General features: G+C 41.4%; 13 protein-coding genes. 11 read left to right on the forward strand and 2 right to left on the reverse strand.

Annotation, left to right across the window (positions count from 1 at the left end; all coding sequences use genetic code 11):
* Positions 1–185: 185 nt before the first annotated feature.
* The 8 genes from Q1V93_RS02180 to accC all read left to right on the forward strand — a co-directional run bounded on the left by Q1V93_RS02180 (position 186) and on the right by accC (position 7496).
* Positions 186–1517, forward strand: coding sequence for a leucyl aminopeptidase family protein (locus Q1V93_RS02180; RefSeq protein WP_300660817.1), 1332 nt, complete (start codon positions 186–188; stop codon positions 1515–1517).
* Between the two features lies 1 nt (position 1518).
* Entirely contained in the window at positions 1519–2637 is a 1119-nt protein-coding gene (pdxA, locus tag Q1V93_RS02185) for a 4-hydroxythreonine-4-phosphate dehydrogenase PdxA (RefSeq protein WP_300660819.1), read from the forward strand.
* Positions 2638–2776: 139 nt separating this feature from the next.
* The gene (locus Q1V93_RS02190) at positions 2777–3406 is read left to right on the forward strand and encodes a DUF177 domain-containing protein (RefSeq protein ID WP_300660821.1); all 630 of its coding nucleotides are present in this window, start codon (positions 2777–2779) and stop codon (positions 3404–3406) included.
* A 22-nt stretch (positions 3407–3428) separates the two neighbouring features.
* On the forward strand, positions 3429–3620 hold the full coding sequence (gene rpmF, locus Q1V93_RS02195; RefSeq protein ID WP_013686016.1) for a 50S ribosomal protein L32: 192 nt from the start codon (positions 3429–3431) through the stop codon (positions 3618–3620).
* A gap of 26 nt (positions 3621–3646) precedes the next feature.
* Positions 3647–4588, forward strand: a complete 942-nt coding sequence (gene plsX / locus Q1V93_RS02200; protein ID WP_300660823.1) for a phosphate acyltransferase PlsX — start codon at positions 3647–3649, stop codon at positions 4586–4588.
* A gap of 1 nt (position 4589) precedes the next feature.
* Entirely contained in the window at positions 4590–5579 is a 990-nt protein-coding gene (locus tag Q1V93_RS02205; RefSeq protein ID WP_300660824.1) for a beta-ketoacyl-ACP synthase III, read from the forward strand.
* 38 nt (positions 5580–5617) lie between these two features.
* Complete coding sequence (gene accB / locus Q1V93_RS02210; RefSeq protein ID WP_300660826.1) at positions 5618–6109, forward strand: acetyl-CoA carboxylase biotin carboxyl carrier protein; 492 nt, start codon at positions 5618–5620, stop codon at positions 6107–6109.
* Between the two features lie 52 nt (positions 6110–6161).
* Positions 6162–7496, forward strand: a complete 1335-nt coding sequence (gene accC, locus Q1V93_RS02215; protein ID WP_300660828.1) for an acetyl-CoA carboxylase biotin carboxylase subunit — start codon at positions 6162–6164, stop codon at positions 7494–7496.
* A 324-nt stretch (positions 7497–7820) separates the two neighbouring features.
* Here the strand turns inward: accC and Q1V93_RS02220 are convergent, their stop codons facing one another.
* On the reverse strand, positions 7821–8255 hold the full coding sequence (locus Q1V93_RS02220; protein WP_300660831.1) for an energy transducer TonB: 435 nt from the start codon (positions 8253–8255) through the stop codon (positions 7821–7823).
* A gap of 112 nt (positions 8256–8367) precedes the next feature.
* On the opposite strand from Q1V93_RS02220, the gene Q1V93_RS02225 reads away from it, so the two are divergent.
* Positions 8368–9705, forward strand: a complete 1338-nt coding sequence (locus Q1V93_RS02225; protein ID WP_300660833.1) for a T9SS type A sorting domain-containing protein — start codon at positions 8368–8370, stop codon at positions 9703–9705.
* Here the strand turns inward: Q1V93_RS02225 and Q1V93_RS02230 are convergent, their stop codons facing one another.
* Positions 9706–10155, reverse strand: coding sequence for a hypothetical protein (locus Q1V93_RS02230; protein WP_300660835.1), 450 nt, complete (start codon positions 10153–10155; stop codon positions 9706–9708). It lies immediately after the preceding gene.
* A gap of 140 nt (positions 10156–10295) precedes the next feature.
* On the opposite strand from Q1V93_RS02230, the gene Q1V93_RS02235 reads away from it, so the two are divergent.
* On the forward strand, positions 10296–10781 hold the full coding sequence (locus tag Q1V93_RS02235) for an RNA polymerase sigma factor (RefSeq protein WP_300660837.1): 486 nt from the start codon (positions 10296–10298) through the stop codon (positions 10779–10781).
* Positions 10778–11829 (forward strand): hypothetical protein (locus Q1V93_RS02240; protein ID WP_300660839.1); only part of this gene is annotated, 1052 nt, incomplete at its 3' end. The genes Q1V93_RS02235 and Q1V93_RS02240, both read left to right, overlap by 4 nt.

The following is an 11829-nucleotide window of genomic DNA, read 5'->3' on the forward strand; positions in this document are numbered from 1 at the left end:
ATTCAGTCTTCAAAAGCTGACGCTTATCCTTCATCACTTCCGCACTGACGTTTGTCGTGATTCAGTCTTCAAAAGCTGACGCTTTTTCTTATCTTTACGACTCACATAATTCGATCCATATGAATTTTAATACATCCGCTGTGTTCGACCAGCAAGAAGGCCTCGTTGTCCTTGTTGGGAAAAAAATGGAAACACAAACAAAACTTCCGAAAGTAGTTTCCGAAGAATTGGAATTATTTCACAAAAACGAAGATGCTCAGTTTCTTCATTTACCCCTGAAAGGAAAACACTTTGTGTTTATCAAAGACCAGGCAAGCGATGAAAAACAACGCGTAATGGGAAACAAGCTCCGTGGAGTTTTACCCAAAGAAGTAAAAAGCATTTTTATCGACGGTGGGAAGTCAAACAGCTTACTGACAGCAGAAGGTTTTGCACTTTCCTGTTATCAGTACCTGAGATACCGGAAAGAAGCTGCGAAAGAAAAATTTGCCCTGGAAACCATTGATTTTTCAGCAAAAATCACCGCAGCTGCCATTTCGGAACTTTCCGCAACGTTGAAAGCTGTATTCTGGGCGCGTGACCTGGTAAACGAACCTGTTTCCGGATTGAATGCCACGCAATTGGCAGAATCCATTGAAGAAAAAGGAAAAGAAGCTTCATTTTCCGTAACCATATTGGAAAAATCCAAAATTGAAGCATTGAAAATGGGAGGTTTACTCGCTGTAAACAAAGGTTCGGTAGATCCGCCCACTTTCACCATTATTGAATACAAACCGAAAAAACCAAGCAATAAAAAACCAATCGTCCTGGTAGGAAAAGGAGTTGTTTACGATACCGGAGGTTTGAGTTTAAAACCAACTGCCGGTTCAATGGATTCTATGAAATCTGATATGGCAGGAGCAGCTTGTATGGCAGGAACAATCTACGCTGCTGCAATGATGGAATTGCCAGTTCATCTGATCGGGTTGATTCCCGCAACGGATAACCGTCCGGGATTGAATGCATACGCACCGGGCGACATCATCACGATGTATGACGGAACAACCGTAGAAGTTTTGAATACCGACGCTGAAGGACGCATGATCTTAGCGGATGCATTGGCATATGCCGACAAATACAAACCGGAATTGGTGATCGACGCAGCAACTTTAACCGGAGCAGCTGTGCGCGCAATTGGTTCAAGGGCATCCATCATTATGGGAAATGCCGACAAAAAATATTTCAATCAGTTGAACGAAGCAGGAATGGAAACACACGAACGTGTGGTTGAGTTTCCATTCTGGGACGACTATTATGACGAAATGAAATCCAAAATTGCAGATCTGAACAACATCGGAAGCGGTTATGCCGGAATGATTACAGCCGGGAAATTCCTGGAGCATTTCGTGAAAGCGCCTTACATCCATATGGATATTGCCGGACCGGCATTTTTAGACAAACCTCAGGATTACAAAGGTTTTGGAGGAACAGGTACCGGAATCCGCTTATTGATCAACTTCTTAAAACGACTTTCATAAGATGGAAAAAGAGAAAGAAAAAATCAAGGAAGAAGGTCGCGCAATTCCCATTCGCGTAGGAATTTCCATTGGAGACATCAACGGAATCGGACCGGAAGTAGTGATCAAATCATTGGCGGATAATCGCTTATTATTGGATTGCACACCGATTATTTATGCATCTTCCAAAACAATCTCCTTTCACAAGAAAGCACTCAACGAGCCGGAATTCAATTATCAAACCTGCAAATCGGCAACCGAAGCGGTTAACCGCAAGATCAATATTGTCAATGTATGGAATGAAGAAGTTCAGTTTGACTTAGGAAAAGGAACGGAAACCAGCGGAAAATATGCATTCCTTTCCCTGGAGCGTGCAACAGAAGATTTGGCCTCCGGAAAAATCGACATCCTGGTCACAGCACCGATCTCAAAAGAAGCAATCGGAAAAGCGGGATTCCAGTTTCCGGGACATACCGAATATTTGGCTCATTTAGCAGGCAAGGAAGAAGCTTTGATGATGATGGTGAGCGGATCGCTTCGCGTGGCCCTGGTAACGACTCATTTGCCCTTAAAAGACGTCTCAGGAGCATTAACGCGTGAGAAAATTCTTGCGAAGATTAAAGAACTGGACAGCAGCCTGAAAAAAGACTTCGGAATTCAACGTCCGAAAATTGCCGTTTTCGGTTTAAATCCGCACGCAAGTGAAAACGGAAAAATGGGCAATGAAGAGGCTGAAACGATTACTCCGGCAATTAATCTTGCCAAGAATGAAGATATTTTTGCATTCGGTCCTTTCCCGGCCGACGGGTTTTTCGGCAGCCCGATGCGCGGTCAGTATGACGCTGTTTTAGCGATGTATCACGACCAGGGATTGGCGGCATTTAAAGCACTCGCTTTTGAAGACGGAGTGAATTATACGGCCGGACTTCCGATTGTGAGAACTTCACCCGATCACGGAACCGCATTTGACATTGCAGGGAAAAACGAAGCGAATTCTCAATCCATGAGAAGTGCGATTTACCTGGCAATGGATATTTTCAAAACACGTAAGTTTTTAAAAGATGCCGGCGCAAATCCATTGCAAATTCAGGAGTCTGCCCACCACCGTAAAAAAGGAGACAGACAACATGAAATTGAGTAGAAAAGCTGATTTTCGACGATGTCAAACATCAGTATAGGAATAAAATACAACATGAAAAAATAAAATTTAGATGAATTTAAATGGTTTATGAACATCTATTCGTTTATTTTTTCTACCTTTGCCCTCCAATTTTTGTGTAGTGAAGAAATCTTCGAATGAGTTCGTAATCCAATTTATCGGGTTGAAAATAGGGACACATCGCTATGAGTTCGACATTCACAAATCGTTCTTTGAAGGTGTTGAAAACACGCTGATTGATGATGCAAATGTTCACGTAGAACTTGCATTTGAAAAGAAGGAAACAATGATGATTGCGGAATTTTCGCTTTCAGGAACTGTAGACACTCCGTGTGATCGTTGTAACGATCCGATGGAAGTCCGGATTCATGGCGACTACCGCATTGTTTATAAATTTGGAACGGAAGTTTCGGAAGACGAGAATTTAGTGATTCTTCACCCTGAAACTTTTGAACTGGATGTTTCAGCACCGATTTATGAGTTATTGGTTATTTCATTACCGGCCCGAAGAATTCATCCGGAAGGAGCATGCAACGAAGAAGTAATGGATTTGTATAACAAGTACATTGTGAATGCAAACGAACCCGATAACGACGAATGGGACGATGAGGAAGATTGGGAAGACGATGAGGACAGTGACGGAGACTGGGAAGATGACGAAGAAGGAGGTGATGATGACGATTCAGATCCGGACGACGACAACGACAAACCCATAGATCCAAGATGGTCTGCATTAAAAAATTTGAATTAACGATTGAAATAAATAAGTAAAAATGGCACATCCAAAACGCAGAATCTCGACAACACGCCGTGATAAGAGAAGAACTCACGTTAAAGCAATTGCGAAGAATATTGCAACTTGTCCTACAACCGGGCAACCACATTTGTTCCACCATGCACACTGGCATGAAGGCAAATTGTACTACAAAGGAAGAGTAGTAGCTGAGAAAGAAGTAGCGATTTAATTCGCTTTTACTAAACATTCCTCCTGATGAAGATAGGAATTGATATTTTGGGCGGTGATTTTGCACCTGACGCTAACATAGCCGGTGCTGTACTTGCTAGAAAAGAACTTCCTCAGGATGTGCGTCTCGTGTTGATTGGCGACCAAGATCAAATCTTGAGTGGCCTTAACGCGTTGAATGAAACTGCGGATGCTTATGACATTGTTCATGCTCCGGATGTCATCACGATGCACGACCATCCCACGCGTGCAATTCCGAACAAACCGCATAGCAGTATCGCGGTTGGTTTTGACTTGCTTGCCAGGAAGGATATCGATATTTTCGCAAGTACCGGGAATACCGGTGCAATGCTTGTTGGTGCGATCTATAAGATCAACACCATAGCAGGAATTATTCGTCCGTGTATTACCTCCGTATTACCAACAGTTGACGGCAAAAACTCCATTCTTTTGGACGTTGGTGCCAATGCTGATTGCAAACCTGATGTTCTCTATCAGTTTGCAGTCCTTGGAAGCCTTTACGCTAAAAGTGTTTATGGTGTTGATAAACCAAGAATCGGCTTGTTGAATATCGGAGAAGAAGAAACCAAAGGAAATTTATTGACGATTGCTGCTCATAAATTAATGGCGGAATCGGATGAAATTAATTTCATTGGAAACATTGAAGGTCGTGATTTATTTACAGGTATGGCCGACGTGGTCGTGTGTGACGGATTTACCGGAAATATTGCTTTAAAGCAAGCCGAAGGAATCTATACACTGATGCGTAAAAGAGGCATTCGTGACGAATATTTCGATCGTTTTAATTACGAAAATTATGGTGGAACTCCTATTTTGGGGGTGAAGGGTAATGTAATTATCGGTCATGGAATATCGAACGATAAAGCTGTAAAAAGTATGCTACTACACTCCTACGAGGTAGCCAAATCAGATCTTACACAAAACATTAACGAAGCTTTTAATCAATAAAATGAGTAAAATCACTGCAGCGATAACAGGCATTTGTGGCTATCTTCCGGAGGAAGTGGTAACAAATGACGACTTAGCTAAAATTGTTGATACTTCCGACGAATGGATCACATCAAGAACCGGAATTAAAGAGCGACGCATCCTTCGTGAAGGCGCTTGTTCAGATATCGCTGCTGCTGCAGTGAAGGGACTTTTGGAGAAAACCAACACCGATCCTTTGGATGTCGAGTTGGTTATTTTGGCTACAGTCACTCCTGATTATCCTTTCCCTTCAACAGCCAATGTTGTTTGCGACAAGCTGGGGCTTAAAAATGCATGGGGTTACGATTTGATCGCAGCATGCTCCGGATTCATTTACGGATTACAAACAGGTGCGGGATTCATCGAATCCGGAAAGCACAAAAAAGTAATCGTGATCGGTGTCGACAAAATGAGTGCTATCCTGGATTACGAGGATCGCACAACTTGCGTTATTTTCGGCGACGGTGGTGGTGCTGTTTTATTGGAACCAAATACGGAAGGCTTAGGAATTCAGGATGCTATTCTGCGCTCCGATGGTGCCGGAAGACAATATTTGTATCAACCTGCAGGAGGTTCTGTAAATCCTCCTACTCATGAAACGGTTGATCAGCGCCTGCACTTTGTAAAACAAGAAGGAAAGCAAGTATTTAAATTTGCCGTAACGAATATGGCTGAAGTTTCTGCTGAAATTATGGAACGAAACAATCTGACTCCGAATGATGTGGATTGGTTGGTACCTCATCAGGCAAATCTTCGGATCATTGATGCAACAGCAGACCGAATGGGTGTTCCGAAAGAAAAAGTAATGATCAACATTCAACGTTACGGAAACACAACTGCCGGTACATTACCGCTTTGTTTGTGGGATTGGGAAAAACAATTGAAAAAAGGTGACAACCTGATTTTATCTGCCTTCGGAGGCGGGTTTACCTGGGGAGCTATCTATTTGAAATGGGCTTATAACTCTTAAATAATAATCGAAAAAACAACTTTATAAATTATACTGATATGAATCTGAACGAAATCCAAGACTTAATTAAGTTTGTAGCAAAATCAGGTGTTACGGAAGTAGAAATTGAGCAAAAAGACTTTAAAATCACGATTAAATCCGAGAGTAAAAAATCTGATTCTCCAATCATCGTTCAAGCAGCAGCTCCGGTTGTTCCGCAAATGGTAGCAGCTCCTGCTCAAGCGGCGGCGGCTCCTGCACAAGTTGCAGCTCCTGCAGTAACTGAATCTGCTCCAGCTGAGGATTCGAAACTTATTACTGTAAAATCTCCGATGATCGGTACTTTCTACCGTTCTTCAGGTCCGGATAAAGATCCTTTCGTAAGCGTTGGTCAGTCGATCAACAAAGGGGAAACTGTTTGTATCATCGAAGCAATGAAATTGTTCAATGAAATCGAAGCAGAATTTTCAGGGAAAATCGTGAAAGTGTTGGTTGACGACGCTACACCAGTTGAATACGATCAACCATTATTCCTGGTAGATCCTGCTTAATTGACAGTTGTTTCTAAAATAGAACAACCAGTTACTCATTAAACACGATTTTATGTTCAAAAAAATACTCATTGCCAACCGTGGCGAAATTGCTTTGCGTGTCATTCGTACATGTAAAGAAATGGGAATCAAAACGGTAGCAGTATATTCTACTGCGGATAAAGAAAGTTTACCGGTGCGTTTTGCTGATGAAGCAGTTTGTATCGGACCTCCTGCCAGTAATAAATCTTATTTGTCAATCGCAAATATTATTGCAGCAGCAGAAATCACGAACGCCGACGCAATTCACCCGGGATACGGATTCTTGTCTGAGAATGAAAAATTCTCGCGTGTTTGTCAGGAACACGGCATCAAGTTTATCGGAGCTTTGCCGGAGCAAATTGCAGGAATGGGTGATAAAGCAACTGCAAAAGCAACCATGATTGCAGCAGGTGTTCCATGTATTCCGGGATCCAAAGGATTGTTGGCAGATTTGGATGACGCACGTAAAACTGCAGTTGAAATCAAATATCCTGTCATCCTGAAAGCTACCGCAGGTGGTGGTGGAAAAGGAATGCGTATCGTTTGGAATGAAGAAGAATTGGAACCAGCTTGGGATTCAGCTCGTCAGGAAGCAGCTGCGGCATTCGGAAATGACGGAATCTATATGGAGAAATTCATTGAAGAGCCACGTCACATCGAAATTCAGGTTGCTGGTGACCAATACGGAAACGTATGTCACTTATCTGAGCGTGATTGTTCCATCCAACGTCGTCACCAAAAATTAGTGGAAGAAACTCCATCTCCATTCATGACGGACGAATTACGTGAGAGAATGGGTCAGGCTGCTATTAAAGCTGCGAAGGCTGTAAATTACGAGGGTGTTGGAACAGTAGAATTTTTGGTTGACAAGAACCGCGATTTCTACTTCATGGAAATGAATACACGTATCCAGGTGGAGCATACCATTACGGAAGAAGTAATCAATTACGATTTGATCAAAGAACAAATCAAAATTGCTGCCGGAGAGAAAATTTCAGGTAAAAATTACTATCCACAAATGCACGCAATCCAATGTCGTATCAACGCAGAAGATCCATATGCTGATTTCCGTCCGTCTCCGGGGAAAATCACCAGCTACCATTCACCGGGAGGACATGGTGTAAGAATTGATACACATGCTTACGCCGGTTACACGATTCCACCGAATTATGACTCCATGATCGGAAAATTGATTGTAGTTGCTCAAACACGTGAGGAAGCCATTCTGAAAATGAAACGTGCTTTGGATGAATACATCATCGAAGGAATCAAAACTACCATTCCATTCCACCAAAAACTAATGGAAGATCCTCAATTCAACGAAGGAAATTTCACTACCAAGTTTATGGAAACGTTTGAGTTTTAAAATTCAACAAGAAATAAAATAACAGAAAGGGACGCGATACATCGTGTCCCTTTCTTCTTCCATATAAAATTCTTCGGGTAAAAGAGATCTACAACTCAAACGAAATCGGAAGTGCAGCAACGAAGACTTTCATCCAGGATATTCCGCAGGAACACCCACATCAGCCGGGTCATAAATCATTTCTACACACAGTCCCAATTCTTTAGCCTATTGCTTAGGTTTAAGTGAAACCTAAGAAAGGGATTGAAAATAAAACATGATCAAGGTAAAAATTAAACCGAATTTAATGAAGTTGAAATACATCCTGTTGATCGCTAAAAAGTACTAGTAAGCTTTAAAAACAATTGGGACTCTATACAATGTTTCAATTGGTTTACCATTACGCAAACCAGGTTTCCATTTTGGCATCTGCCTTACTAAACGAAAAGCTTCCTGATCACAGCTCGGACAATCAGGAATACCTTTTATTATTTTAAAGTTAGTACAAATCCCATTTGTGTCCACAACAAAACTAACATAACACTTTCCGGTAATTCCTCTATCTAAAGCATCCTGAGGATACCTCATGTTCTCAATAAGATACTTTCGAAAAGCGAAAGATCCCCCGGGAAATTCCGCCACATCCTCAATAACATCATAATGCGGTGTTTTTGAAGTTTTAGCAGGTTCATTTTCCTGCCCGAAAGCCTGGATTGAGATGAATCCACAGATACATTGAATTGCGACGATTGAAAGCGCTTTTTTCAAATTGAATTGCATACGGTGATTTTATCGGTTAAACGTACTTTACTTCTCAAAAGTAAATTTTTTCCAACTAATTGAACAAATTGCATCTATGAAACAAACTCGTTCATCAGACACTATTCGAACTATGAAAAACTGCTTACTTCTCTTATTCCTCCTTTTTTCACTGACCGGATTTTCACAATTCGGGCCTGCTCAGATGATCGACAATTCAGCTGCATCTATGGGAATCAAACGGATTATTACTGCTGATTTAAACAATGACAATCTCAATGAAGTCATTATTGCACAGGCATTCAATGTGAACCAGATCGCTTATTATTCCAGCGACGGAAACGGATTTTTTTCAGCAAAAACTACCATTGATCCCGATGCTTCCTACCCCGTTTCTATCGTTTCGGGCGATCTGAACGGAGATCAACTGGTTGACCTTGCGAGCGTAGCTCAAACAAACGGACAAGTATTTATTTATCTCAACAACGGAAACGGGAATTTCATCAAACAGGAAGTGGATTCGGGAATTTTCTTCCTGAATGAGATTGTCATGCAAGATTTTGATCACAACGGAAGCCAGGACATGGCGGTAATCGGGCAACATTCCATTGATTTTTACCGAAACAACGGATCAGCGCTTTTCACGAAAGAAGCCATTCTGACTACTCAAACTTCACCGAATGTATTGGAATGTATATATCTCGAAGCGGCAGACATGAACAATGATGATCACACCGATCTCATCACTGCAGAAACCATTGGCGGTGTAATCTACTACAACGACGGAACCGGGCATTTTACTCCGCAGACTTTTACTTCCGAAGTGTTTATTTCTACCCTGGTTCATGTAGTCGATATCAATAATGATTCATTTAAAGACCTGATCATTCAGCATTCTACCGGAGACGTGAAGCTTTATACCAACAACGGAGATGAAACCTTTCAATTGGAAGGAACGCTATTCAATTCCGCTGCGATCCGTTCCATGCAATCAATTGATGCGGATGCGGACGGTTTTCAGGATCTTTACATGGCTTATTCCAACAAGGTTCGTGTACTTTACAACCAGGGAAACGAAACCTTTGGCGGAGAACAATTCTTGTATGAAAACAACAGCCAAATGGTCAATGAAGTAGCTATCGGAAACCTCGATTTCAACCCTGCACCTGAATTTATCTGGTCGGCTGTCGGCGGAACTATCGCTTACCACAAAAGCACGATTTTATCTCTTTCTGAAAACAGTGAGAACAGTCTTTCGATTTATCCGAATCCTGCGACTAGTTTTGTGTCGATCACTTCTGATCAGGAAATCGTTCAAATTACTATCTGCAATTCAATGGGGCAACTCATCTCATCTGAAAAAGGAATTTTTAAAGGAACAATGGATATTTCCGGCTTTCCTTCCGGGAACTATATTTTTGAAGTAAGCACATGGAATGGTACTTCCCGGAAAAGGATTACAAAATTGTAATTACTTCTCAAGCCCTAATAAGGCTGATATCTGACTCCAGGCTTTATCGCGGTTGACATTGTATCTGTCCTGAGCTTCTTCACTTTTTGTAGCCGAATAATCACTTAATCCTTGTGCTTCTTTTTTCAGAGAGGTCATGCAATCTATCAACTCCTGAACATACAGTACATCATCTGCCGAAAGTCCGTTGCTTTTTACCTGACGGCATTTTGCCAGCATATCAATCACCGCCTGGAGCATACTCACCTGTTCACCCATCAATTCTTTTACCCGGTCTGAATTGTAAACATCATTCACATAAGCATCTGCAATGGCACCAATTGTGATGTATGTGTTGTAAACCGTAATCGACGAAACTCCACCGAAAGCTTCCCGCACATCGGCATCACACTGGGCTCTTGAAAAGGAAAAACTGCACGCAGTCAAGAACAAAACAACAATTAGTTTCATATCAGTTGGCATTAAATTTCAAGCAAAAATATAGCTATAACCATCTAAAAAACAAGCTGTTCAAAAATAATTTTAAAAATCGTTCAAAAGTGCTGTAACTTTATTGGCATGAAATGGTCTTACGACTGTTAAACGACTACATGACTAGAAAAGAATACAACGAGGCGGTTGAATTGTATGCTGATAATTTATTTCGGTTTGTAGTGAAACACACCCAAAACAGAATGCTTTCCGAAGACATTATCCAGGACACATTCTCAAAAGTTTGGGAAAAACATGAGAGCATTGACGCGTCGAAAGCAAAATCCTATTTGTTTACGACGGCTTACCACCAGTTGGTAGATACATTAAAAAAAGAAAAGAGAACGAGCAGTTATGACGGACAGGATGTCAAGCAAGATGAGCAATTGAGCCATCTGTTTGATGTTCAAAAAACCTTACAGGAAGCAGTAAACAGGTTGCCGGAAATTCAAAAAACGGTGATTTTGCTGAGAGATTATGAAGGATACAATTACAATGAAATAGCAGACATTACTTCATTGAACGAATCGCAGGTGAAAGTATATATTTTCAGAGCGCGACAAACCTTGAAGAATTATCTGAAATCAACAGAATTAGTAGCATGAAAAAACTCATTCATATCGACAATTACGAATCCTACTATTTGGATTACCTGGAGGGAAATCTTTCCGACTCCGAGCGTATGGCGCTTGAAGAGTTTTTAGACACCCATCCGGAATTGCGTTTGGAAGATGAAGAGCTGATTATTCTTGACGATGCTCCGGAATTGCTTTCTCCACTGGAAAAAGAATTGCTGAAAAAGGAAGAAGATCGTATTGTTTCTGCAGAAAGCCTGGACTATTTCGCGATCGGGAGGATTGAAAATGCATTGTCCGGCAATGAAAACACGCAATTAAATACTTATTTATCGAAACATCCTGAAGCACAAAAAACAATTCAGGATTACGAAGCAACACGCCTGGAAGCACACGCTGTTCCTTATGACGGAAAAGAAGAACTGAAGCACAAAGAAATTGCTTTTGTTTCCTGGAGATTGATGGCTGCCGTAACCAGTGCTGCTGCTATATTGATTTTGTTCTTCCAATTGGGTGGTAATGGTACTACAGGAAGTGAAAATCCTGCCCATACTCATACTACTGTTGCAGATAACGAACACAAAAAAGCTCCGAAAAATCAATCCGCAACAGAAAAAACTGTTACTCCTGAAGCAATAAAAGAGCATTACCGCATCACAGAAGAAGTTCCGGCAATGGCTCAGAAGAATACTCCGGCTATTCAGCCGCAGAAAGATTCTCCGAAAGAACAGAACAAGCAAATCATCCCGGAATCAGAAGCTCCGAAAAATCAATTGGCGGATAACAACAAAGTTCAGCCGCATCACCCGACCATTTTGCCGGAAGTGAAGGACAACAAACAACCCGTTGCACCAACTCTGAATGATGATGTGAACAAAGCGCCAAGCAAAGATCTTGCTTCCAATGCCGGAAGTTCGAACATGAAAAATCCGATTCCGATCATTACAAATACTATCTCCGAAAAAACAAACACCCCCGTAGATTTCAAAACAGGAAAAGCCACTGAAACGGAGAAGGGTGGCTTTTTCCTGAAAATCGGAAAATTTGAGATTTCTCATAAATCTTCTAAGAAAAAGTA

Origin of the sequence: Fluviicola sp. (assembly GCF_030151805.1) — a bacterium.
Lineage (GTDB): Bacteria > Bacteroidota > Bacteroidia > Flavobacteriales_D > Crocinitomicaceae > Fluviicola.